The sequence below is a fragment of the Luteimonas salinisoli genome (assembly GCF_013425525.1).
Lineage (GTDB): Bacteria > Pseudomonadota > Gammaproteobacteria > Xanthomonadales > Xanthomonadaceae > Luteimonas > Luteimonas salinisoli.
Window position 1 is genome coordinate 129,930 of sequence record NZ_JACCKA010000094.1, and the last position, 25,453, is coordinate 155,382.

General features: G+C 72.0%; 16 protein-coding genes. 13 read left to right on the forward strand and 3 right to left on the reverse strand.

All coding sequences use genetic code 11. The features are described 5' to 3' along the window. Positions 1-146 precede the first annotated feature (146 nt). From tssF to tssH, 3 genes are all read left to right on the forward strand, one after another. Positions 147-1,982 carry a type VI secretion system baseplate subunit TssF gene (gene tssF, locus H0E84_RS19710; protein ID WP_180680365.1) on the forward strand — a complete coding sequence of 612 codons (1,836 nt, stop codon included), beginning with the start codon at positions 147-149 and terminating at the stop codon, positions 1,980-1,982. A gap of 2 nt (positions 1,983-1,984) precedes the next feature. Then, entirely contained in the window at positions 1,985-3,211 is a 1,227-nt protein-coding gene (tssG, locus tag H0E84_RS19715) for a type VI secretion system baseplate subunit TssG (RefSeq protein ID WP_180680366.1), read from the forward strand. A gap of 70 nt (positions 3,212-3,281) precedes the next feature. After that, positions 3,282-5,933 (forward strand): type VI secretion system ATPase TssH, encoded by a 2,652-nt coding sequence (gene tssH, locus H0E84_RS19720; protein ID WP_219339850.1) that lies wholly within the window; start codon positions 3,282-3,284, stop codon positions 5,931-5,933. 163 nt (positions 5,934-6,096) lie between these two features. Here tssH and aspS read toward each other — a convergent pair whose 3' ends face one another. The 3 genes from aspS to H0E84_RS19735 form a co-directional block, all read right to left on the reverse strand. Then, positions 6,097-7,857 carry an aspartate--tRNA ligase gene (gene aspS, locus H0E84_RS19725; protein WP_180680367.1) on the reverse strand — a complete coding sequence of 587 codons (1,761 nt, stop codon included), beginning with the start codon at positions 7,855-7,857 and terminating at the stop codon, positions 6,097-6,099. Positions 7,858-7,963: 106 nt separating this feature from the next. Continuing rightward, positions 7,964-8,323, reverse strand: coding sequence for an FmdB family zinc ribbon protein (locus H0E84_RS19730; RefSeq protein WP_180680368.1), 360 nt, complete (start codon positions 8,321-8,323; stop codon positions 7,964-7,966). Between the two features lie 299 nt (positions 8,324-8,622). After that, complete coding sequence (locus tag H0E84_RS19735) at positions 8,623-9,306, reverse strand: hypothetical protein (protein ID WP_180680369.1); 684 nt, start codon at positions 9,304-9,306, stop codon at positions 8,623-8,625. Positions 9,307-9,739: 433 nt separating this feature from the next. Here H0E84_RS19735 and H0E84_RS19740 point away from each other — a divergent pair, with 433 nt between their 5' ends. From H0E84_RS19740 to H0E84_RS19785, 10 genes are all read left to right on the forward strand, one after another. Beyond that, positions 9,740-11,443: an alpha/beta hydrolase-fold protein gene (locus tag H0E84_RS19740; protein WP_180680370.1), complete on the forward strand. Its 1,704-nt coding sequence runs from the start codon at positions 9,740-9,742 to the stop codon at positions 11,441-11,443. Between the two features lies 1 nt (position 11,444). Continuing rightward, positions 11,445-12,191: a hypothetical protein gene (locus tag H0E84_RS19745; protein ID WP_180680371.1), complete on the forward strand. Its 747-nt coding sequence runs from the start codon at positions 11,445-11,447 to the stop codon at positions 12,189-12,191. 91 nt (positions 12,192-12,282) lie between these two features. Next, positions 12,283-12,852 (forward strand): sigma-70 family RNA polymerase sigma factor, encoded by a 570-nt coding sequence (locus H0E84_RS19750; protein ID WP_180680372.1) that lies wholly within the window; start codon positions 12,283-12,285, stop codon positions 12,850-12,852. Continuing rightward, positions 12,827-13,807, forward strand: coding sequence for a FecR family protein (locus H0E84_RS19755; RefSeq protein ID WP_180680373.1), 981 nt, complete (start codon positions 12,827-12,829; stop codon positions 13,805-13,807). Before H0E84_RS19750 ends, H0E84_RS19755 begins: the two co-directional genes overlap by 26 nt. A 75-nt stretch (positions 13,808-13,882) precedes the next feature. After that, positions 13,883-17,218 carry a TonB-dependent receptor domain-containing protein gene (locus H0E84_RS19760; RefSeq protein WP_180680374.1) on the forward strand — a complete coding sequence of 1,112 codons (3,336 nt, stop codon included), beginning with the start codon at positions 13,883-13,885 and terminating at the stop codon, positions 17,216-17,218. A gap of 101 nt (positions 17,219-17,319) precedes the next feature. Continuing rightward, positions 17,320-19,326, forward strand: coding sequence for a S9 family peptidase (locus tag H0E84_RS19765; RefSeq protein ID WP_180680375.1), 2,007 nt, complete (start codon positions 17,320-17,322; stop codon positions 19,324-19,326). Next, positions 19,323-21,149 (forward strand): DUF885 family protein, encoded by a 1,827-nt coding sequence (locus H0E84_RS19770; RefSeq protein WP_180680376.1) that lies wholly within the window; start codon positions 19,323-19,325, stop codon positions 21,147-21,149. Before H0E84_RS19765 ends, H0E84_RS19770 begins: the two co-directional genes overlap by 4 nt. 122 nt (positions 21,150-21,271) lie before the next feature. Further along, on the forward strand, positions 21,272-22,711 hold the full coding sequence (locus H0E84_RS19775) for a M28 family peptidase (protein WP_219339851.1): 1,440 nt from the start codon (positions 21,272-21,274) through the stop codon (positions 22,709-22,711). Continuing rightward, positions 22,708-24,087, forward strand: a complete 1,380-nt coding sequence (locus tag H0E84_RS19780) for a metal-dependent hydrolase family protein (RefSeq protein ID WP_219339852.1) — start codon at positions 22,708-22,710, stop codon at positions 24,085-24,087. Before H0E84_RS19775 ends, H0E84_RS19780 begins: the two co-directional genes overlap by 4 nt. After that, positions 24,063-25,388, forward strand: coding sequence for a gluzincin family metallopeptidase (locus tag H0E84_RS19785; protein ID WP_180680377.1), 1,326 nt, complete (start codon positions 24,063-24,065; stop codon positions 25,386-25,388). Before H0E84_RS19780 ends, H0E84_RS19785 begins: the two co-directional genes overlap by 25 nt. Positions 25,389-25,453 lie beyond the last annotated feature (65 nt).

Genomic DNA, 25,453 nt, shown 5'->3' on the forward strand with positions numbered 1-25,453 from the left:
CGGCCGTGAACGGCCTCAAGGCGACCCGTCGGGCGCCGCCACGGCGCATCCGTAGGGCATAGCCCGTTCGGCGAATGGCCCGCAAGGCACGGCGCTCCTAGCCTGGGGGTCCAGTCCGCCTGCGGCGGAGATCGCGCGCACCCGCCATGCTCGACGAGCTGCTGCCCTACTACGAGAACGAACTGACCTACCTGCGCAGGCTGTCCAGGGAGTTCGCCGGGCGCTATCCCAAGATCGCCGCACGACTGATGCTCGAGGGCGAGGTCTGCGAGGATCCGCATGTCGAGCGGATGATCGAATCGTTCGCCTTCCTCACCGCCCGCATCCACAAGAAGCTGGACGACGAGTTCCCGCAGGTCACCGAGGCGCTGCTGTCGGTGCTCTACCCGCACTTCCTGCGGCCGGTGCCCTCGATGTCGATCGCCGAACTGCGCCCGAGCGCCGGCGCCGAACTGAGCGCGGCGCAGCGCATCCCGCGCGGGACCATGCTGCTGACCCGGCCGGTGCAGGGCGTACCGGTGCGCTATCGCACCGCCTACCCGGTCGAAATCTGGCCGCTGCGCGTAGCCGATGCGAGGCTGGAGCCGGCCGAGCGCTCGGCGTTCGCGCTGCACGGAGCCGGAAGCGTGGCGACGCTGCGGATCCGCCTGGAGGCGGAGGGCCAGGCACCGCTGTCGCAGCTGGACGTGCGCAGGCTGCGCTTCTACCTGGACGGCGAGAGCCCGCTGGTGCACGCGCTGTACGAGATCCTGCTCAACTCCACGAGCACGATCTCGCTGCGCGCGCCCGAGGGTGCGCCTGCGGCCGAGCCCGCCATGCTGCCGGCCGGCGCGCTGCGCGCGGTCGGCTTCGGCGAGGACGAGGGCCTGCTCGACTACGACCCGCGCTCCTTCCTCGGCTACCGGCTGATCCAGGAGTACTTCGTGCTGCCGGAAAAGTTCCTGTTCTTCGAACTCGACGGCCTGGACTTCTCGCGCTTTCCGAGGGCTGCCGAGCTCGTGTTCGAGATCCGGCATTTCGGCCGCCCGGAACGGCTGCAGCGCCTGGAGCAGGCCGTATCGGCCGACACCTTTCGCCTGAACTGCACGCCGATCGTCAACCTGTTCAAGCAGCAGGCCGAGCCGATCCGCCTGACCCAGGAGCGCCACGAATACCCGGTGGTCCCGGACGTGCGCCGCCCGCTGGCGCTGGAGGTGTACTCGGTGGATTCGGTGCGCAAGTTCAGCCGCACCGCCGAAGGCGCCGACCTGACCGGCTTCGCGCCGTTCTATTCCATCCGTCACGGCCTGCACGACGAAGGCGACGGCTGCCACTGGTACGTGCAGCGGCAACCTTCGGTGCGGCGCAACGACGAGGGGACCGAACTGTCGATCGCCCTGGTCGACCGCGACATGGGCCCGAAGGTGCCGGCGGTGGAAACCCTTTCGCTGTCGCTCACCTGCACCAATCGCGACCTGCCCTCGCAACTGCCCTTCGGCGGCGACGAGAGCCTGCTGCAGGTCGAGCACGGCGGGGTGATCGCCCAGGCGCGGCTGCTCAAGAAGCCGACCGCGACCTGGCGCGCGCCGATGCGCATGGCCAACCAGTGGCGGCTGATCTCGCACCTGGCGTTGAACCACCTGTCGATCGTCGACGGCGGCCGCGAAGCGCTACTGGAGATCCTGAGCCTGTACAACTACGCCGATTCGGCCAGCCTGCGCAAGCAGATCGCCGGCATCGTCGAGGTCGGCGGCCGTCCGTCGGTGACGCGCGTCGGCCGCGCGCCGCGGCAGGCCTTCGTGCGCGGCACCGACGTCGAGCTGACGTTCGACGAAAACCAGTACGTCGGCGGCGGGGTGTACCTGCTGGCGCGGGTGCTCGACGTGTTCTTCGGGCTGTACTGCACCGCCAATTCCTACACCCGCCTGAGCGTGCGCTCGCGGCAGCGGGAGGGCGTGCTGGCCGGCTTCGCACCGCGCGCCGGCGCGATGCCGCTGGTATGAGCATGAGCGAAGGCGCCGCGACCGAGGTCCACGCAGCGCCGCACGTCGTGCCGGGCCGCGAGCCGCCGACCGCCGCGATCGAGCGGTTGCGCGCGGATCCGCAGGCGTTCGGATTCTTCCAGGCGGTCCGCCTGATCTATGTCGCGCACGGATTCGATGCGCGCGGAACGGCCGCGCGGCCGGGGCCCCTGCGTTTCGCCACCCAGGCATCGCTGAACTTCCCGCCCGCCGAACTGGACACGCTCGAAGGCGACAGCGACGGCGGCTGGCGCATGAGCGTGCGCTTCTTCGGCCTGACCGGGCCCTCCGGCGTACTGCCGCGGCACTACACCGAATGGCTGATCGCCCGGCGACAGCGGCGCGACCGCGCCGCGCAGGATTTCCTGGACCTGTTCAACCACCGGCTGATCACGCTGTTCTGGCGCGCCTGGGCCAAGTACCGGCCCGATATCGGCCAGGAGTTCGGCTTTCCCAACTCGCCGCTGCGCTACATCCACCATCTGGTCGGGCTCGGTACTCCGGCGCTGCAGGCACGGCTGCGGGCGAGCGCGGGCGCCTCCCGTCGGCAGCCCGGCATGCCGACCCCCGCGCCCGCGGACCCGGCACGGGGGCCGGGCGGGGCGGAAACGCCGAGCGATCCCGGGCCGCCGTCCGCGCGCCGCGGGAGCGAGCGGCCGCTCCCGGGCGCGGCGCTCGCCTATTACGCCGGACTGATCTCGCAGCGTCCGCACGGCGCCGGCGCGCTGTCGCAGGTGGTCGGCGACGTGGTCGGCGCGCCGGTCGCGGTCGATGGCTGCCTGGGCACCTGGCAGCGCGTGCCGGCGGCCGATCGCACGCGGCTGGCGCGCGCCAGCGCAAGGCTGGGCGACGGCTGCCTGCTCGGAGGGCGCTACTGGGACCGCCAGACCACCCTGCGACTGTGCATCGGTCCGCTGGACCGCGCCCGCTTCCGCGGCCTGCTGCCGCGCGGCGACCCCGGATCGAACGGCGGGCGCACCCTGCTCCCGGACGTGGTCGAGCTGACCCGGTTCCTCACCGGGCTGGCGCTGGACCTGCACGTCAAGCTGGCGCTGCGCGCGGACGCCGTGCCGCCGCTGGCGATCGGCGACCGCGGCCGGGACCGCCCGCGACTGGGCTGGAACACCTGGCTGTCCGGGCGCCGCAGCGCACGGCCCGCCGACGAGTGCGAGTTGCATTTTTCGGCCATGGGAGGCCAGTCGTGGCGCTGAGGAAACCACCCGTCCCCGCAGGGGCGGCTCCAGCCGCCCGCGCACGTCGTCTGCCCAACGGAGAGCCGTCATGGCACTGAACCTGCGATCCCTGGTGGGACGTCTCGACACCACCTGCCGCGGTGCGATCGAGGGCGCAGCCGGCCTGTGCCTGTCGCGCACCCACTACGACGTCGAGATCGAGCATCTGCTGCTGAAGCTGCTGGAGGTCGACAACAGCGACGTGCAGCGCATCCTGCGCCAGTTCGAGATCGCCCCGGAACGCGTCGAGCGCGCGCTGGCGCAGGTGCTCGACGGCCTGAAGTCGGGCAACCAGCGCACGCCGGCGCTGTCGGCGCACGTGCCCCTGCTGCTCGAGCGCGCCTGGGGCTGGGCGTCGATCGAGTTCGGCGAATCCAGGGTGCGCAGCGGCCATCTGCTGGTGGCGCTGCTGGCGGATGCCGAGCTGCGGCGCCTGCTGGGCAGCGTCGCGTCGACGCTGGAGCCGATCAACCTGGAAACGCTGCTGCAGAACTTCCACGCCATCGTCGCGGCCTCCGTCGAGGCGCGCGATGCGCGCGCGCTCGGCGATACCGCCGCCGCGCCCTCCCCCGGCGATGCGTCGTCCGCCCCCGACGGCCGGCCCAGCGCCACGCCGAACCTCGATCAGTATTGCCAGAACCTCACCCAACGCGCGCGCGAGGGCCGACTCGATCCGGTGCTCGGCCGCGACGGCGAGATCCGGCTGATGATCGACGTGCTGACGCGCCGCCGGCAGAACAATCCCATCCTCACCGGCGAAGCCGGCGTCGGCAAGACCGCCGTGGTCGAGGGCCTGGCCGCGCGCATCGCCGCGGACGACGTGCCGCCGCCGCTGCAGGGCGTGGAGCTGCTCTCGCTCGACCTGGGCCTGCTGCAGGCCGGCGCGAGCGTCAAGGGAGAATTCGAGAACCGCCTCAAGGGCGTGCTGGAGGAGGTGAAATCCAGCCCCAAGCCCATCGTGATGTTCATCGACGAGGCGCACACCCTGATCGGCGCCGGAGGCGCGGCCGGGCAGAACGACGCCGCCAACCTGCTCAAGCCGGCGTTGGCGCGCGGCGAGATGCGCACCATCGCCGCCACCACCTGGAGCGAATACAAGAAGTACTTCGAGAAGGACCCGGCGCTCACCCGACGTTTCCAGGTCGTCAAGGTGGACGAACCCGGGGACGACAGGGCGGTGGCGATGCTGCGCGGCGTCGCCCGGGCGATGGCCGCGCACCATCGCGTGCGCATCCTCGACGAGGCGGTGCGCGACGCGGTCAAGCTGTCCTCGCGCTACATCGCCGGCCGCCAGCTGCCGGACAAGGCGGTCAGCGTGCTCGACACGGCCTGCGCCAGGATCGCGATCGGGCAGAGCTCGACGCCGGCCGCGGTCGAGGACGCGCGCAGGCGCCTGGAGGAGCTCGCCGCCGAACGCACGCAGCTCGAAAGCGAGGCCGCCGGCGGCGGCGATCACGCCGCCCGCCTGGCCGAGATCGCGGGCGAGGAAGAATCGCTGCAGCAGCGGCAGGCCGCGCTCGACACGCGCTGGCAGGGCGAGAAGGAGCTGGTGGAGAAGATCCACGCCGGACTCGACGCGGCCGAGGCGCAAGCCGCCGACGCGCCAGGACGCGCCGCCGCGATCGCCGCGCTCGATGCGCTGCGCGCCGAGCTTCGCACCCTGCAGGGCGACTCGCCCATGGTGCTGCCGGTCGTCGACGGCACCGCGGTGGCGCAGATCATCGCCGGCTGGACCGGCATCCCCGTCGGGCGCATGGTCGCCGACGAGATCCAGACCGTACTCAACTTGCGCGAACACCTCGAGCGGCGCGTGATCGGCCAGGGCCATGCGCTCGAGGCGATCGCGCAGCGCGTGCGCACCTCGCGCGCCAATCTCGAGGATCCGGACAAACCGAAAGGCGTGTTCCTGCTGGTCGGCACCTCGGGCGTCGGCAAGACCGAGACCGCGATCGCGCTGGCCGAGATGCTGTACGGCGGCGAGCGCAGCATGATCACCATCAACATGAGCGAGTACCAGGAGGCGCACACCGTCTCCAGCCTGAAGGGCTCGCCGCCGGGCTACGTGGGCTACGGCGAGGGCGGCGTGCTGACCGAGGCGGTACGGCGGCGTCCCTACTCGGTGGTGCTGCTGGACGAAGTGGAGAAGGCGCACCCGGACGTGCTGGAACTGTTCTTCCAGGTCTTCGACAAGGGCCGCATGGAGGACGGCGAGGGGCGCGAGATCGACTTCCGCAATACCGTGATCATCCTGACCTCGAACGTCGGCACCGATTCGATCATGGTCGCCTGCCGGGACGGCGCCGCGCTGCCGTCGGTGGAGCAGCTCAACGAACTGTTGAAGCCCGAGCTCAACCGCGCGTTCAAGCCCGCCTTCCTCGGCCGCACCACGGTGATCCCGTTCTATCCGCTGCGCGACGCCGACATGCGCAAGATCGTGCGCCTGAAGCTCGGCAGGATCGCCAGGCGCATCCAGGCCAATCACGGTGCGCGCTTCGACTACGACGACGCGCTGGTGGACGCGGTGGCGACGCGCTGTACCGAGGTCGATTCGGGCGCCCGCAACATCGATCACATCCTCACCGGCACCCTGCTGCCGGAGATCGCCGCCGAGGTGCTGGCGCGGATGGGCGACGGCGGCGGCATCGCCCGCATCCGCGCCGGCATCGGCGACGACGGCCGCTTCGCCTACACCGTGGAGTAGGCAGCGGTCTCGACTGCCTCCCGGAGGAATCCGGACGCATGGGCCGCGTCGCGGCGGACCCGGACAGCCCACGTCCGGGACTCCACTCGCGGCCGAAGGCGGGGCGAGGCCTTGCGGGCGACGGCATCCGGAGACATCGCCGGTCGGCGCATGGCGTCGGCGGCTACTGCTTCCTCCGCACCTGCACGTGCACCTCGGCCAGCTGCGACTCCGGAACGGTCGACGGTGCGCCGGTCATCAGGCACTGCGCGGTGGTGGTCTTGGGGAAGGCGATGACGTCGCGGATCGAGTCGGTGCCGGCCATCAGCGCGGCGATCCGGTCGACGCCGAAGGCGATGCCGCCGTGCGGCGGCGCGCCGTACTTCAGCGCGTCGAGCAGGAAGCCGAACTTGGCCTGCGCCTCGTCGGCGCCGATGCCGAGCAGCTCGAACACCGCCGACTGCATGCTCGACCTGTGGATGCGGATCGAGCCGCCGCCGATCTCGTTGCCGTTGAGCACCATGTCGTAGCCGCGCGAAACCGCGCTGCGGGCGTTGGCGCGCAGCGCGGCCTCGTCGTCGACCGCGGGCGCGGTGAACGGATGGTGCAGGGCCACGTAGCGCCCGGCCTCCTCGTCCCATTCGAACATCGGGAAGTCGGTGACCCACAGCGGCGCCCAGCCCTCGGCCACCAGGCCGAACTCGCGCCCGGCCTTGAGCCGCACCGCGCCCATGAAATCGCTCACCGTCGCGTAGTTGCCGGCGCCGAAGAACACGAGATCGCCGCCGCCCGCGCCGACGTGCGCCAGCAGCGCCGCGAACGCGCCATCGGCGAAGAACTTGGCGATCGGCGAGGACACATCGCCGTTCTCCGCGAGCTTCGCCCAGGCCAGTCCCTTGGCGCCGTACTTGGCGGCGTGGGCGGCGTACTCGTCGATCTGCTTGCGCGAGAGCGACGCGCCGCCCGGAACGCGCAGGGCGCAGACGCGGCCGCCGTCGACGCCGGCCCAGTCGGTGAAGACCTTGAACTCGGAGTCCTTCACCAGGGCGTCGACGTCGACCAGCTCCAGCGGGATGCGCAGGTCGGGCTTGTCGGAGCCGTAGCGGCGCATCGCCTCGGCGTAGGTCATGCGCGGGAACGCGCCCAGCTCGACGTCCGCCACCTCGCGGAACACCGCGCGGATCATCGCCTCGGTGGCGTCCTGCACGTCGCGCTCCCCGACCCAGGCGCACTCGATGTCGAGCTGTGTGAACTCGAGCTGGCGGTCGGCACGCAGCGCCTCGTCGCGGAAGCAGCGCGCGATCTGGTAGTAGCGGTCGAAGCCGGCCATCATCAGGATCTGCTTGAACAGCTGCGGCGACTGCGGCAGGGCGTAGAACTCGCCCGGGTGCATCCGTGCCGGCACCAGGAAGTCGCGCGCGCCCTCCGGCGTGGCCTTGGTCAGGATCGGGGTCTCGATGTCCTGGAAACCGGCCTCGTCCAGCCAGCGCCGCAGCGCCCGCACCAGCTTCGTGCGCACCCGCATGCGCCGCTGCATTTCCGGCGTGCGCAGGTCGAGGTAGCGGTACTTGAGGCGGACGTCCTCGCCGGCGTTCTCGTGGGAATGGAACGGCAGCGGCTCGGCCTTGTTCAACACCTCGATGCGGCGCGCGACCACTTCCACCTGCCCGGTCGGGATCTTCGCGTTCGGCGCTTCGCGCCTGCGCACCTCACCGGTGACGCGCAGGCAATCCTCGTAGCCCACCGCGGCCGCGGCCGCGATCACCTCCGCGTTGCCTTCCGTCGCTGCCTCCGGCTCGGCCACCACCTGGACGATGCCCTCGTGGTCGCGCAGGTCGATGAAGCACAGCCCGCCCAGATCGCGGGCGACGTCGGCCCAGCCGCAGAGGGTGACGGTCTGGCCGATCAGGGCCTCGTCGACGAGGCCGCAATAGTGGGTACGCATGGACGCTCCGTGGGGTGGTGCCGCCCGGACGCGGACGGAACCGCGCATTTTACCGGTTGGCGCACCGACATTCCCGGAGCGCGCGCGAAGCCGCCCCCGGCCGGCGTCAGGAGGCGGCGGCCGGCTTCTCGGCAGGCTTAGCCTTCGCCGGAGCCGCGTCCGGCGCGGGCTTGGCGGCCGCGTCTGGCTTGGCGCCGCCCGCTGGGGCAGCATCGGACTTGGCGGTCTCGGCCGATTTGGCGGCGCCCTCGCCGCCCTCCACCAGGTTGCGCTTCTTCTCGCCTTCCTTCTTGAAGTCGGTCTCGTACCAGCCGCTGCCGGCCAGGCGGAAGGACGGCGCGGTCAGCTGCCGCTGCACCGCCGCGGCGCCGCAGGCGGGGCAGGCGTCCGGATCCGGATCGGCGAGCTTCTGCAGGCGGTCGAAGGCGTGGCCGCAGGCGGCGCAGCGGAAGGCGTAGATGGGCATGGTGGCCGAATGCTCGGGAGACTGCCGCATTGTGGGGGCGGCGGCGCCCGATGCAAGCGGCGAGCGCTCCGATGACGGCCGGCTCCGCATTCGCGGTGGCCGCGAAGGCCGGCGCGCCGCTGCGGCCAGCCGCGCGGTAAACACCGGCATCGGCCGACCGCGCCGGCTTTCGCGTGCATGGCACGCTCCTACGGGGAGCCGGATCGTCTGTCCTGTGGGAGCGGCTCATGGCCGCGAAAGCCGCGGGCGGCTCAGGCCGCCGGGAAGGCCGCGCGCCTGGAGACCCCGAGCAGTGGGGCTCAGTAGCCCCAGGGGGTCGGCGGCGGGTCGATCGGCGCGGTCAGATCGAACTCGACCTGGAACAGGCGCCCGCCCGGCCGCGACAGCTCGTACAGGAAGCGCTGGCCCGGCTCGATCTCCATCGCCCAGGTATTGGTGACCGAGGCGGCCAGGCCCTCGCGCTCGAACATCGCGATCGATTCGGCGTCCACCGGGAATTCCTGGCGCCGCTCGGTGCCCGCGTCGGCGGTGTCGCCGCCGTACATGGTCACCGGGTCGTCGCTGCCGTCCTCCAGGCGATGGTCGTGCTTGAGCCGCAACCCGTCGCCGGTGCGGGTCAGCAGCCAGGTGCGGGAGTGGTTGTCGCCGACATGGAACGGGACCTGCAGTTCGCGGGCCGGGTCGTCGCAGCCGCGCACGTGCATCACCAGTTCCTGGCCCTCGAAGGCATCCGGTTCGGGCGATGCCGGCTCGTTGGCGACGATGCGTCCGGCGAAGGCCTGGCCGCAGTGCTGCGCCAGGCGGGCCAGGAACGCGTCGGCCGGGGCCGAACCCTCCGCGGCGCCCGCGTCGGCGACTTCCTCGGCGGCGGCATCGGCGCGCGCGGCGGCGCCATCGTCGGAATCGGAGTCGCCACCCACGCTGCAGGCGGAAAGGGCGAGCAGCAACGCGGACGGGGGCAGGCAGGCGAGGAGTCTGTTCATCGCGCCACCGTACCCGCACCGCCGCGGTGCGGCAAGCGAGGGCCCGCCGTCGCGACCCGCAACCATCCTCCAGGCTCTGGCTTGAATGGCTCGACGGCACGTGGTGCCAGCGGCCCGACTTCACCGCACCTCCAGAAGAGCAAAGCGCCCACGCGGCGAGACCTGCCCGCACCCTGCGCTCTCCGGCCCGATCGCCGCGCCGTTTCTAGGCGGGCCGGGGGATGCGTGACAACCAAGCGAGTATCGGGGAGCGACTTGTCACGTATCCCCCNGGCCCGCCCCCCCCGACGCACCACTGCCCCGCCGGCCCCTCGGACGCGCCCCCTGCCCCGCCACAAGCTTGGACGCCGGATGGCGGATTCGCCGCCCACCCGCCTCGTAGATGGGGAGGAGCCGGCAGAACCGGCCGCCGTTCCAGCCCCAGGAGCCGCCCATGCCCGGACCGCCATCCGCCCGCAACGTCCGGTCGCGCCCCGTCGCCCCATGGTTGCTGGCGCTGGCGCTGACGGTGCTGGCGCCCGTGGCCGCGGCCACCGGCTTCCGCGTGGCGCTGGATCCGGCTGTCGCGGACGGCCCGGTCACCGGGCGCCTGATCGTGGCCGTGGCACGGACCGACCAGCCCGAACCACGGCTGGCGATCGGCCTGAACGGGCCGCTCGTCCTCGGGATCGACGTCGAAGGCCTGGCCCCGGGCGGAGAAATCGCCATCGGCGCGGACGCCGCGATCTACCCCCTGGACAGCCTCGACGCGCTGCCTCCCGGCGAGTACCACGTGCAGGCGGTGCTGGTGCGCTACACCCGGCTCGACCGCGCCGACGGCCATCGCCTGTGGCTGCCGTTGACCCACCGCCGGGTTCCGTTCCACGCCAAGCCGGGCAACGTGTACAGCGCGGTCCAGCGGGCCGCGCTCGGCCCGGGCGCGGCCCCGGTCTCGCTGCGCCTCGCCTCGACGGTGCCGGAGCTGCCCGAACTGGAGGACACGCCGTGGATCCGCCGCGTGCGCATCCGCAGCGAGATCCTGAGCGACTTCTGGGGCGTGCCGATCGACATCGGCGCCAGCGTGCTGCTGCCGTGGGGCTTCGACGACGACCCGGATGCGCGCTACCCGGTGGTCTACGTCTTCGGGCACGGCGATGCCCCGTTCGGCTTCGACCCGGACCCGGACAACCATCACGAGGCGGCGGTGGCCAGGGCCCGCGACGCCAACGTCGAGACCGGCTACGCGTTCGCCCGGGCCTGGCAGGGCGAGGATTTCCCGCGCGTGGTCGCGATCACCTTCGAGCATCCGAGCCCGTATTTCGTCGAGTCCTACGCGGTCGATTCCGCGAACAACGGCCCGTACGGAGAGGCCCTGACCACCGAGATCATGCCGGAGCTGGAACGGCGCTTCCGCGGCATCGGCCAGCCCCACGCGCGCATCGTCGAAGGGGCCTCCACCGGCGGCTGGGAAGCGCTGGCGCTGCAGCTCCACTACCCTGACTTCTTCGGCGGCGCCTGGGTGTTCAACCCCGACCCGATCGATTTCCGCAACTACCTGCTCAGCGACATCTACGCCGACGAGAACATGTTCAGCGTGCCGGTCAACGACTGGCTGCGCAGCGAACGCCCGTTCCGCCGCACCCGCGACGGCCAGCCGCTGCTGGACCTGCGCCACCTGGCGGCGTTCGAAGCGGTGCTGGGCTCGCGCGGCCGCTCCGGCTACCAACTGGACATCTGGCAGGCCACCCACGGCCCGGCCGGCGAGGACGGCTATCCGCGGCTGCTGTTCGACAAGCGCAGCGGCGCGATCGACCGCGAGGTCGCGGCGTGGATGCGCGACAACGGCTACGACCTGAGCGCCTACGCGCACGACAACTGGGACCGGCTGGCCCCGCGCCTGCGCGGCAAGCTGCATCTGTTCGCCGGCGAGATGGACGACTTCTACCTCAACCTCGCGGTCTATCGCTTCGAGCGGATGCTCCGCGAGGTGGCCGGCGACGGCTATCCCGCGCGCTTCGAATACGGCCGGCCGATGAAGGGCCACAACTGGCACCACACCGACTGGGCCGGGGTGGTGCGCGAGATGGCCGCCCACGTCGACGCCAACGCCCCCGATGCGGCCGCGCCCGCCCCTGCCGACTCCAGCGAAGGACCCTGACATGACCATGACCCCCCGCGACCGGCTGCTGACCGCATGGCTGATCGCCGTGACCGCGCTCTCCGGCTGGACCGCCTGGGACCGGATCGCCGCCGGCGCGGCCGCGCCGGGCCCCGCCCCAGCCGGCGAGTTCGAGGAACTCACGGTGCAGCGGATCAACGTGGTCGAGCCGAACGGGCTCAACCGCCTGGTGATCTCCAACGCCGCGCGTTTCCCCGGGCTGTTCATGGAGGGCACCGAGTACCGCCACCACAGCCGCAAGGGAGGCGGGATGCTGTTCTTCAACGACGAGGGCGACGAATCCGGCGGCATGACCGTGGCCAGCGCCAGGCAGGACGATGCCCACGCGGCGTCGGCAGGGCTGTTCTTCGACCAGTACAAGCAGGACCAGACCGTGGGGATGGTCTACAACGACCAGAACGGCCGCCGCGTCGCCGGGCTGCGCGTCTGGGACCGCCCGGACTATTCGATCGCGCCGCTGATGGAGATGAGCGATCGCGCCGCAGGCGCGGAATCCGACGCCGAGCGCGACGCCATCCGCAAGGAGATGATGGACTACGCCATGGCGCGCGGCGGCGCCGGCGCCGAGCGGCTGTTCGCCGGCAAGGCGCTGGAGGACGCGGTGGTGCGGCTGGCCGATCCGGAGGGCCGGCCGCGGCTGCAGCTGATGGTCGATGCCGCGGGTGAGCCGCGGGTGGATTTCCTGGCGGCGGACGGCACCGTGCTGCGCAGCATCACCGCGAAGTGACGGGGGTCGCCGTGCGGGCAACGGGCCGGCAGCCGCAGGACGTGCTATGAAACAACGGTGATGGACATGCGCAGCGCCATGGATTCCGCCCGTGGAACATGAGAGCCGCATCCGCTGGTTCGCGCGCGAGGTGTTGCCGCACGAAAGCGACGTGCGCCGCTGGCTGTCCTCGCGCATCCGCGGCCTGGCCATGTGCGACCTCGACGAGGTGGTGCAGGAAACCTACGCCCGGCTGTGGGCGGTGGACACCGACGGCATCAACGACGCGCGGGCCTATCTGTTCGTGATCGCCAGGCGCGTGGTCGGCGAGACCGTCAGGAGGTCGCGGATCGTGCCGATCGAGACGGTGGCGGACATCGACGCGCTGCACGTGGCCGACGCCGGGCCCACCCCGGAGCGGCGCCTGAGCGGCCGCGAGGAGGTCGAGCGGCTGCACGCGGCGATCGCGGCGCTGCCGGTCAAGTGCCGGCAGGCGTTCGTGATGAAGAAGTTCGAGTCGCTGTCGCAGCGTGAGATCTCGGAGCGGATGAACATCTCCGAGAGCACCGTGGAAAAACACCTGGCCAAGGCCCTGAAGACGATCATGCGGGAAATGAGCAAGACGCCGGCCCTGCCGGCGCGGAGCAGCGGAAACGATGAGCGCCGGCAACGACAGCGCTGAGATCGACGGCATCGCCGCCGGCTGGGCGGTCAGGGCGTCCGAGGGCGCGCTGGCCGAACGCGACCGCGGCGAGCTCGAAGCCTGGCTGGCGCGCGATCCGCGCCATCGCGGGGCGTTCGTGCGCGCGCAGGCGGTCTGGCACGACCTGGATCGCGTCGCCGCGATGGCGAAGGGCGGCGGCAAGGAGGCCGCAGCGCCGCAGCGCCCCGCCCGCATGCGCGCGTTCGCCATCGCCGCCTCGCTGCTGGTGGCGGTGCTCGCCGGAGTCGGCATCGGCTACGACCACTATTCCGGGCGCCACGTGGCCGGCGTCGGCCAGATCGTGCGGCTCGCGCTGGATGACGGCTCCATCGTGGTGCTCAATACCGATTCGGAGATCCGCGTGCGCTACGGCGATTCCCGGCGCCGCATCCGCCTGCAGCGCGGCGAGGCCACCTTCCAGGTGGTGAGCGATCCGTCGCGGCCCTTCGTGGTCGAGGCCGGCGATGTCGCCGCGCGCGCGGTGGGGACCGAGTTCGCCGTGCGCCGCCTCGGCGACGCCGTGGCTGTGACCGTGCTCGAGGGCGTGGTCGAGGTCGAACGCCCCGGCTCCAAAAGCCTGGAGCAGCCGCGGCGGGCGCTGCGCAACGACCAGGTGGTCGCCGCACGCGCCCGGCCGATGGTCGAGAGCGCACTCACCGCCGAGGAGGTCTCGCGGCGCCATTCCTGGCGCGAGGGCTACCTGACCTTCGACGGCGAGCGCCTGGAAGCCGCGATCGCCGAGATGAACCGCTACTCCTCCATTCCGATCCGCATCGTCGATCCCGAACTCGCGGCAGAACACTTCGTCGGGGTGTTCCGCATCGGCGACACGCGCGCCTTCGCGCGCTCGGCGGCGGCGACCTTCGATGCACGCGTGGTCGAGGAATCCGGCGCGATCGTCCTGACTCGCGATTCTCCCCCGCGCAGGCAATAGAGGATTCGCGGCGCACGCGCCTCGTACTCTGGGAGGGCATGCATCGCGCATGCGATACCGGGGAGTACGGGGACCGTGAACAGCTTCGGATCACGCAGGATTCCGCAACGCAGCGGGTTGTGGCTCGCCATCGGCCTGGGCTGCGCGCTCGCCGCCGCGCCGGCGCTCGCGCAGGACCGCAGGCAGTTCGACCTGCCGCCGCAGGAGGCCGCCCAGGCGATCCGCGCGGCCGCGGAGCAGTCCGGGCTGCAGATCATGGCCCCGGAAGGCGACCTGCGAGGGGTCCGCACCCGCGCGGTGCATGGCGACTTCGACGCGATCGAGGCCGTCCGGCTGATGTTCGAGGGCACCGGCCTGGAAGTCGTGGCCAGCGGCGACGACACCGTCACCGTACGTCGCCCGCGCGCCCCGGCGCCGCAGCCGCGACCGATCGCCCGGGCGGCCGCGCTCCCCGACGAGACCGTGGAGCTGGGCCGCATCGAGGTCACCGGCACCCGCATCAGTCGCACCGGGTTCGACACCCTGCAGGCCGCGCTGGTGACCAGCGCCGAGGAGATCGATCGCCGCGGCTATACCAACATCGGCCAGGCGCTCGAGGACACCCCGGGCTTCGGCACCTCGGCGTCGAGCCCGGTGGGCGCCGAGCAGGCGACCCTCGGCATCGCCCAGACCTTCGTCAACTTCTTCGGCCTGGGATCGCAGCGCACGCTGACCCTGGTCAACGGCCGGCGCTTCGTCTCGTCCAATACCGTGGCCGGCGCGGGCGGGGCGGCGGCGCCCGGATCCCAGGTGGACCTCAACGTCATCCCCGCCGGCCTGGTCGACCGGGTCGAGACCGTCGCCATCGGCGGCGCGCCGGTGTACGGCTCGGACGCGATCGCCGGCACCGTCAACGTGATCCTCAAGGAGGATTTCGAAGGCGCCCAGGCCTCCGTGCAGTACGGCATCACCGACCGCGGCGACGGCGAGAGCTACAGCGTGCGTGGGCTGTTCGGCGGCAACTTCGCCGACGGCCGCGGCAACGCGGTGATCGGCACCGAGTATCACCGCCAGCACGGCTTGCGCCTGTCGGACCGGATGCCGTTCCGCTACGACCAGGTAGCCAACCCGGCCGACACCGGCCCCGACGACGGCATCGCCGCGCGGATGGTGGTCGACAACCTGCGCTACGCACTGTTCACCGAAGGTGGACTGCACTACGACACCCAGCTGGCGCCGATCCTGGGCTTCGACCTGCCCGGAGCGGTCCTGCCGCCGATCTACACGCGCGGCAACTACATCTACGATTCGAGCGGCACCCCGCTCCAGTTCGGCGCCGACGGCGAACTGGTGCCCTACGTGCCCGGTCGGGTGGTCCAGGAAGCGCTCGGTGCGCCGATCCTGACCGACGGCGGCGACGGCATCGATCCGGCCGACCACTTCGGCCTGCTGAGCCCGACCGAGCGCACCATCTTCAACGCGCTCGGCCATTTCGACCTGATCCCTGCGGTGCGCGCCTTCGTCGAGACCACCTATGTGCGCACCGAGGGCGTCGAACAGAGCCAGCTGTACCAGTACGCGGCGCCCCTGCTGGGCGGACCGGCGCTGAGATTCTCCGCCGACAACCCCTACCTGAGCGATCGCTCGCGCGCGATCCTGGCCGAGAACGGACTCGATGGCTTCAACCTGAGCCGCAACCTCAACGACGTGGTCGACCGGACCCCGGGCGAGACCCAGCTCGACCTGTATCGCTTCGTCGGCGGCCTGAAGGGCGATTTCCAGGCCTTCGACGACACCTGGTCCTGGGACCTGTCGTACAACTACGGACGCAGCGAGAGCGTCTCTTCCGAGACCCACATCGATCCCGTGCGGCTGCTGCGCGCCATCGACGCGGTGCGCGACGGCAGCGGCAACGTCGTCTGCGCCTCCGGCGGCGACTGCGTGCCGATCAACCTGTTCGGCGCCGGCAACGCCAGCGCGGAAGCGATCGACTACATCACCGACCGCGGCCGCGCCATCAGCCTCAACACCCAGAAGGTCCTGACCGGCAACCTGACCGGCGCGCTGCCGGTCGGGCTGGCCGAGCCGCTGCAGTTCAACCTAGGCGCGGAGCGCCGCACCGAGAGCGGCTCGTTCGAACCAGACGCCACCCTCCAGGCAGGCAACGTGCTGGTCGGCACCGGCGTCGGCAGTTTCGCCGGCATCGAAGGCAGCTACCGCACCACCGAGTTCTACGGCGAGGTGGTGGCCCCGCTGATCGCGGAGTCGCAGGAGCTGCGCTTCGCCAAGGCGCTGAGCCTGGAAGCCGCCGCGCGCCATGTCGACAACTCCCTCGCCGGCAGCGACCTGACCTGGTCGGCCGGCGCACGGTTCGCCCCGCGCCTGCCCGGCTGGGGCGATGGTCTGGTCTTGCGCGGGGTCTACACCCATGCGATCCGCTCGCCGGCGATCACCGAGCTGTTCCTGGGCTCGGCCCCGGTCTCGGGCTCGATCAACGACGTGTGCAATGCGCAGAACTACAACCGCGGGGCCAATCCCGCGGTACGCGAGGCCAACTGCCGGGCCGCCCTGGCGGCGGTCGGCGTCGACGACCCGGCGGCTTTCGCGTCCACCACCGGCGCGGTCTCGGCGTTCGGCACCCGCTCCGGCAACGTCGACCTGATGAACGAGACCGCCGACTCGTGGTCGCTCGGGTTCGTGTACCAGCCGACCGCCCTGCCCGGTTTCCGCCTGGCGATGGACTGGTCCGAGATCTCGCTCGAGAACGGCATCCAGAACCTGGGCATCGGCGCGCTGCTGGCGGCCTGCTACGACAGCGCCAACTTCCCCAACGAGCCTGCCTGCGCCAACTTCGAGCGACTGACCGCCGAGCAGGCGGCTGCGCAGCCCGGGCCGGCGCGCACCGCCGGCGACATCGCCAACGGCTACCGCACCGGCTTCGTCAATACCTCGACGCTGGACTTCTCCGGGCTGATCGGCGCCGCCGAGTACCGTTTCGACCTCGGCGCGGGCAGCATGCGCGTCGGCAGCAAGCTGTCCTACACGCACAGGTACGAGTTCGTCTCGCAGCCCGGCGTGCCGGCCCAGGACAACGTCGGCAGCGTGGGCGTGCCCGAGTACCGGGCGAACCTGTCCACCGGCTACACCCGCGGCGACCTGGAGCTGGACCTGCAGGCGCTGTGGACCAGCTCGGTGGTCCGCGACCTCAACGCAACCGAGGAAGACCTGCCGCGCGAAGCCAACCACATCGGCGACTACTGGCGCTTCAACGCCACCGTCGGCTACTGGTTCGGCAGCCATGTCAAGGCGCAACTGGCGGTGAACAACCTGTTCGACCGCAAGGTGCCGTATGCCGCCCAGGTGGGCCGCAGTTTCGGCGCGTACGACCCGATCGGCCGGACCTACCTGCTGCGCCTGAGCGCGAGCTTCTGAACGCCGGCGCAAGCCGCCGGGCGCCGTCCCCGGCGGCGCGCGATCGCCAGCGCATTCCCACCGGCCAGCCGATCGCCCCGGCCGCATCGAGGAGTTGCATATTGAAGTCCCTGTCGTCCATGGCCCCGCCGCCGATCGCCCCGCTGTCGATCGTCCTGGCGTTCGTCGTCCAGCTGTCGCTGCTGCCGGGGTGCTCGCCGGCGCCGCCCGGGGCGGCCGTCGCCCCCGCGGAGACCGCGGTGGCCCCGCCGCCGCGCCACGACATCGAGCGGCTGATGGCCTTCGACGAGATCGCCGGGCCGGACTTCTCGCCCGACGGCGAGCTGCTGCTGTTCACCAGCAAGCGCAGCGGCGTGGCCAACCTGTACGTGATGCCGGTGGCCGGGGGCGCCGCGGAAGCGCTGACCGACTCGGACGAGACGGTGCTGGCGATCGGCTGGTTTCCCGACGGCGAACGCGTGCTCTACGCCAGCGACCGCGGCGGCGACGAGCTGTACCGCCTCTTCGTGCGCGAGCCGGATGGCGCCACCCGCGACCTGACCCCCGGCGAGCGGCTGCGGGCGAGGTTCGTCGCCTGGGCACCCGACGGCGCCTCGTTCTTCGCCACCACCAACGAGCGCGATCCACGTCACTCGGATCTGTACGAATATTCGACCGCGGACTACACCCGGCGGCGCCTGTTCACCAACGACGACGCGTACCAGGTGCACGCGGTGAGCGCCGACCGCCGCCTGGTGGCGCTGAGCCGGATCCACGACAACGCCCACACCGACTGCTTCGTCTACGAGGTCGGCAGCCGACGCCTGCGGCGGCTCAACGCGCAGGGCCGCAGGATCGCGTGCGTGCCGCAGGAGTTCTCGCGCGATGGCCGGCACCTCTTCCTCACCAGCGATGAGGACCGCGAGTTCGCCCGCCTCGAGCGGCTCGACCTGGCCAGCGGCGAACGTACAACGGTCCTTTCCCTGGACTGGGACGTCACCGGGGCGCGCCTGTCATCCGATGGCGGGCGCCTGGCCGCGTTCGTCAACCACGATGCGCGCACCGTGGTCCATCTCTTCGACGCCGCTACGCTCGAGCGGCAGCGGGTGCTGGATGCTGCGCCGGCCACGGTCGCGGATTTCGCGATGTCCTCCGCCGGGGCGATCGCCACGGTCGAGAGCGCGGGCGACATGCCCGGCGACCTGCGCCTGTATCCCGCCGGCGCCGGCGCGCCGGCCCGGCTGGTCGATTCGCTGCCGCCCGGCATTGCGGCGGGCGACCTGGTGCAGGGACGGGTGGTGCGCTTCCACTCCCACGACGGGGTAATCGTACCCGGCATCCTCTACGTGCCCAGGGGCATCGGCGAGGGCGAGACGCGGCCGGCCGCGGTCTGGGTGCACGGCGGCCCGGGCGGCGAAAGCAGGATCGGCTTCAAGCCGATGGTGCAGTACCTGGTCAACCACGGCTACGTGGTCTACGAGATCAACAACCGTGGCTCCTCCGGCTCCGGCAAGACCTTTTACCATCTCGACGACGGCCGCCACGGCGAGGCCGATCTCGACGACGTGGTCGCCTCCAGGCAGATGCTGATCGACACCGGGCTGGTGGATCCGCACCGCATCGCGGTGATGGGCGGCTCCTACGGCGGCTTCATGGCGCTGGCGGCGCTGGCGTTCCGGCCCGACGTGTTCACCGCCGGGGTGAACGTCTACGGCATCTCCAACTGGACCCGGCTGCTGGCGAACACGCCGGCATGGTGGGAGGACCTGCGCCGCCTGCTCAAGAGCGAGATGGGCGACTGGGAGGCCGACCCGAAACGCTTCGAGGCGATCTCGCCGGCCTTCCACGCCGGCACCATCCGCAGGCCGCTGCTGGTGCTGCAGGGCGCCAACGACCCGCGCGTGCTGCCGGTGGAGTCGGAGGACATCGTCGAGCGGGTGCGGGCCAACGGCGTGCCGGTCGAGTACCTGGTATTTCCCGACGAGGGCCACGGCTTCCGCAGGAAGGCGAACCAGGTCGTCGCCTACCGCACCATTCGCGAATTCCTCGACCGTCACGTGCGCGATGCGGCGCCCCCGGCGGCCGCGCAACCGGACACGACGGGCGGCGAGACCGCGGAACGGCCGTGACCGCATCGGGCCCCAACCTCGGCCGCCGTGGTTTCCTTGCCGGGGCCGCCGCGGGCGCCGCGCTCACGGCCCTGCCCGCGCTCGGCGTCGGCACGGCCGAGCAGCCCCGGCGACTGACCGAACTGTTCGAGCGCAGTTTCGCGCGGCGCCTGCGCCGGAGTCCGCTGCTGCAGGCGGCGCTGGGGCTGAACACCGATTGCCACCGTTGGGACGATGTCGGTGCGCAGCACCGGCAGGAGGACATCGACCTGTTGCGCAGCGACCTCGTCCAATTGCGCGCCATCGACCCGAGCGCCCTGCCGCAGGCCGCGCGGCTCGATCATCGCCTGTTCCGCGACGACACCGGGCAGGCGCTGTGCCGGCTGCACTGGCGCAGCCACCACTACCCGGTCTGCCAGATGCGCGGACCGCAGCGGATCGTGCCGCAGACCCTGATCGACCGGCACCCCATCGCCAGCCGCGAGGACGCGCAGTCCTACGTCGCGCGCCTGCGCGGCGTGGATGGCTACCTGCGGCAGGTGGTGGACGGCCTGCGCGGACAGCAGGCGGCGGGCGTCTGCCCGCCCGCCTCCACGCTGGCGCCGGTGGTCGACACCTGTACGAGACTCCTGCGCGGGGCTCCCTTCGACGGCGAGGGCGACAACGTCATCCTCGCCGACTTCGACGCCAAGCTCGCAGCCGCCGGGCTGGAGGGCGCGGATGCGCTGCGGCGCGACGCCATCGCCGCGATGCAGGACGGCTTCGCTCCCGGGTTCCGCCGTCTCATCGCCTGGCTGCAGGCCGCGCAGCGCGATGCCCCGGCGGCCGCCGGCGTCTGGGCCCTGCCGCAAGGCGATGCCTACTACGCGGCGATGCTGCGCACCGAATCGACCCTCGCGCTCGACGCGGACCGCGTTCACGCCATCGGCCTGGAAGAGACCGCACGCCTGCACGGCGAGATCCGCGCGTTGATGCCCCGCCTCGGCCATCGCGGCACGCTGCGCGCGCTGATCGAGCGGATGCGCTCGGACCCCGACGCCCGCTATCCCGATACCCACGCCGGCCGCAGCGGCTACCTCGTCGCCGCCGGTGCCGTGATCGAGGCGGTGTCCACGCGCCTCGGCGCGCTGACCGGATTCCGGCCCCCCGCCCGGGTCGAGGTGCGGCGGGTGGAACCGTGGCTGGAAGTCTCGGCCGGCATCGCCGGCTACTTCCCGCCGTCGCAGGACGGCGCGCGTCCGGGGATCGTGCGCTACAACCTGCGCGAGATGGGCAACCTGCCCCGCCACGAGCTGACCGCCCTGGCCTGCCACGAGGGCGTGCCCGGGCATCACCTCGAGCGTTCGGTCTCCTCCTCGCTGCAGAACCTGCCGGACTTCCGCCGCCACGGCGGCTATACCGCCTTCAGCGAAGGCTGGGCCCTGTACGCCGAACAGCTTCCGGTCGAGTTCGGCCTGTACGAAGACCCATGGCAGGACCTGGGGCGGCTGTCGAGCGAACTGATGCGCGCCGGCCGGCTGGTGGTCGACACCGGTCTGCACGCGCACCGCTGGAGTCCGCAACGGGCGCTGCGCTGGCTGGACGACAACACCTTCGACGCGCCGCCCGCCAACGCCATCGCGGTCCGGCGCTACCTGGTGACCCCCGGGCAGGCCACCGCCTACCAGCTCGGCAAGCGCAGCCTGGCCGAACTGCAGGCGCGGGCGCGGCGCGAGCTCGGGGCGAACTTCCGGCTGCGCGATTTCAACGATGCGCTGCTGGGCGAGGGTCCGCTGCCGTTGCCGCTGCTCGAAGAGCGGACCGGACAGTGGATCGCCGACCGGGCCGAGGGCCGATCCGCATGATTTCGCCGGCAAGCGCCACGACACGCTGGGCCGTGATTTTGCTGGCCTGCGCATGGGCCGGCACCAGGGGCGAGGTGGTCGCTGCGTGGATCGACCGGCGGCTGCAACCAAGGAGACCCAGAATGAGCCCATCCCGGTTCCGGATGCGATCGGCGCTTCGGCTGCTGTGCTGCCTGGCCGCGCTGATCGCCGTCGCCCCGTCGGTGGCGGCAACCGAGGATCCCGAAGCGATCGCTGCGCAACTGCGCGATCGCGCCCTGGCCGGCGACGGGATCGCCTACGACTTCGTCAGCGAACTCACCACGCGCTTCGGGCCGCGCCCGGCGGGCTCGTCGGCCGAGCACGCGGCCGCGGACTGGGCAGCCGCGCGACTGCGCGCGCTCGGGTTCGACGGCGTCGAGATCCAGCGTTTCCCGCTGGTCGGCTGGATCCGCGGCGAGGAGTCGGTGGAGATCGTCGGCGCGCACCCGCAGCGCCTGGCCGCGGCGGCGCTCGGCGGTTCGCCGGCCACGCCGGAGGACGGGATCGAAGGCGAGGTGGTGCCGTTCGACAGCCTGGAGGCCCTGCGCGCCGCGCCCCCGGGCGCGCTCGCGGGCCGCATCGCCCTGGTCAACCAGCGCATGCCGCGCATCGCCGGCGCCTACGGCGCGCTGGTGCCCGGGCGCCTGTTCGCCCCCGGGGAGGCCGCCGACCGCGGCGCGGTCGGCCTGCTGCTGCGTTCGATCGGCACCGGCAGGGCGCGCTTCGCCCACGTCGGTTCCACCCGCTACCGCGACGGCCGGGTGCCGCTGCCGAGCTTCGCGCTGGCCGGCGCCGACGCCGACCAGGTCGAGCGCCTGCTGGCGCTGGGGAAGACGGTGCGCGTGCGCCTGCACTCGCAAGCCGGGCATGTCGATACCCACTCGCAGAACGTGGTCGCCGAACTGCGCGGCCGCGAAGCGCCCGACGAGGTGATCGTGCTGGCGGCGCACCTGGACAGCTGGGATGCCGGTACCGGCGCGATCGACGACGGTGCCGGGGTGGCGATCGTGGTCGCCGCGGCGGAGCTGATCGCGCGCCTGCCGCAGCGGCCGCGCCGCAGCCTGCGGGTGGTGCTGTACGGCGCCGAGGAAGTCGCCCAGCCGCACACGCCGGAGACCGGCGGCGCCGCCTATCTCGAACGCCACGCCGCCGAGGTCGGGAATCACGTGCTGGCGATGGAGAGCGATTTCGGCGCCGGCGCGGTGCAGGCGCTGTCGCTGCCGGGCGGGGTTGCGGAGAGCGAGTTCGGCCGGGCGCTGTACCGGGTGCTGACGCCGATGGCGGTGGTGCCCTCGCGCGAGCCGCCCGGGCGCGGCGGCGTCGACATCGCGCCGCTGGTCGAGGCCGGGGTCCCGGCGTTCGTGCTGCGCCAGGACGGCAGCCGCTACTTCGACTTCCACCACACCGCCGACGACACCCTGGACAAGATCGATCGCGCCGAGCTCGACCAGAACGTCGCCGCCTGGGCCGCGCTGGCGTGGCTCGCGGCGGAGACCGGGACCGACTTCCGCGCACTTTCCGCTGCCGAGGTGGACCAGTGAACCTGCACGGGCCCGCTCGCGCGCTCGCGCCCTGGCTCGTGCTGGCAGCCTGCCTGATGGTCGCGCCCGCCCTCGCCTCGCCGCCGGCGCACGACGGGCCGCGCTACCTCCATGCCGGCCGCCTGCTGGCCGATCCGGCCAGCGGCCAGGTGCTGTCGCGGATGACCGTGGTGCTCGAGGGCGGGCGGGTCGTCGACCTGCGCGATGGCTTCGTCGGTACGCCAGGCGAAACCATCGACCTGTCCGACCGCTTCGTGCTGCCCGGTCTGATCGACAGCCACGTGCACCTGGGCCACGAGAACGGCCCCGACGACAAGCTGTTGCGCACGGTGCGCAGCGCCGCGGACCTCGCCATCAACGGCGTGCGGTTCGCGCGCCGCACCCTCGATGCCGGGTTCACCACGGTCGCCGACCTCGGCGCCGAGAACGAGGCGATCTTCGCGCTGCGCGACGGCATCGCCGCCGGCAAGCTGCCCGGACCGCGGATCCTCGCCGCCGGCAACGTGCTCAGCCCGCACGGCGGCGAGGGCGACCTGTTCGGCTACCGCGACGACGTGACCCGCGCGCTGCAGCGGCCCAACCTCTGTTCCGGCGCCGACGACTGCCGGCGCCTGGTCCGCCAGCAGGTCCAGCGCGGCGCCGACTTGATCAAGATCGTCGCCACCGGCGCGGTACTGTCCGACGCCGATGCCGGCGTCGACCAGCAGTTCACCGACGCCGAACTGCGGGCGATCGTCGAGACCACGCACGCGCTCGGCCGCCGCGTCACCGCGCACGCGCTCGGCCGCCGCGTCACCGCGCACGCGCACGGCGCTGCCGGCGTCAATGCGTTCCTGCATGCGGGCGGCGACGCGATCGAGCACGGCACCTGGCTGGACGACGAATCGGTGGTCCTGTTCAAGCGCGGCGGCACCTGGCTGGTGCCTACCCTGCTGGCGGGCGAGACCGTGGCCGGCTGGTCGGCCGATCCCGATTCGTTCTTGAGTCCGGCGGCGAAGGCCAAGGCCGCGTCGGTGGGCCCGGCGATGCTGTCCATGGCGCGGCGCGCGCACGCGGCCGGCGTGCCGATCGCCTTCGGCACCGACTCCGGCGTCAGCCGCCACGGCGACAACGCGCGCGAGTTCGGGCTGCTGGTGGCGGCCGGATTGACCCCGCTCGAGGCGATCCGCACCGCAACGGTGAACGCCGCCGCGCATCTGGGCCTGGCGGAGCAGATCGGCCGCCTCGCTCCGGGCATGACCGCCGACCTGATCGCGGTCGACGGCGATCCGCTGCAGGACGTGGGCGCGCTGCGGCGGGTGCGGTTCGTGATGAGGGCCGGCGTCGTCCACAAGGATCAACGGGAGGTCACATGCACGGTTGGAGATTTCTGCTAGCGGCGCTGGCGCTGGCGCTGGTCGCGTGGCCGGCATCGGCCGACGCATCCGCAGCCGAGGCTGCACCGGAGACCGCACCTGCGCACTACGCGCTGCGAGCGCGGATCGATGCCGACGGCACCCTGCACGCGCGCGTCGCGATCGAGCTGACGGCGGAAGCGGCCGCGGCGCCGCTGTCGTTCCTGCTCGCAGAGCGTTTCGCGATCCAGCGTACGGATGCCGGAACCGGCGGCACGGTGGCGATCGCCGCCACCGACCAGCCGATCGCCGGGCTCCAGAAGATCACCGCGCAGTTCGCAGGTCCCGGGCCGGCGCGCCTGGAGCTGGACTACAGCGGCCCGCTGACCGGCGGCGAGAACAGCGTCGCGGCATTCGCCGAGGACCGGATCGAGCTGTCGGTCGACAACATGTGGTTTCCGGTGCGCGAGGACATCGGGCTCCGGTTCACGGTCGATGCCGTGTTCGAGGGCATCCCGGCGGACTACGTGGCGGTGTCGCAGGGCGAGGTGACGCGCACCGAGGACGGCGCGGTCCGGATGATCCGCACCCGGTCGGACGTCGACCTGCCGCTGATCGCCGCGCGCGGGCTGCGCAGCGAGGCGCTCTCCGGCGCCGGGTTCCACGCCACCGACCCGGACGGCGTGCTGACCTCGCTGTTCCGCAAGCACGCGGCGCAGGCGGGCGAGTTCTTCCGGGACTGGTTCGGGCCGATCCGCGAACCGTTCCGCATCGTGGTGCTCTCGCGCGAGCAGACCATGGGCTACGTGCGTTCCGGCTACATGGTGCTTTCGGACGGCGGCGCCGCCGGGCGCGAGGCGGCGAAGGAGGATTTTCCGGAGGCCAATCCGGCCAAGCACATCGCCCATGAATTCGCGCACGGCTGGTGGTCGCCGGCCGACCCGCTGACCGAGCACTACTGGCTGTCCGAATCGGTGGCCGAGTACGCGGCGATCCGCTACGTCGAGGCGACCTTCGGCATCGCCGACGCGCAGCGGATGATCGAGCGCCTGCGCGAGCGCGGCGAGGCCGCAGGCCCGGTGATCGGCCACGGCCGCCCGAGCGGCGACCAGCTCTACCGGCGCGGGCCGCTGCTGCTGTTCGAACTGGAGGAGGCGGTCGGCCGTGCCGCCCTGGACCGCACTCTGGCGACCCTGGGCCGCGACCCGCCGCGCGAGACCGCGCAGTTCCTGCAGGCGCTGACCGCCGAGGCGGGCGCGGAGGCGGCGGCGGGCTTCGACGCGGCGCTGCGCCGCGACGGCCCGCTCACCACCGAAGACGAAGCCAGCGAAGACACCCCGTAGGAGCGTGCCATGCGCGCGAAAGCCGGCGCAGCTGGCCGAGGCCCGGATTCACCGCCAGCCGTGCC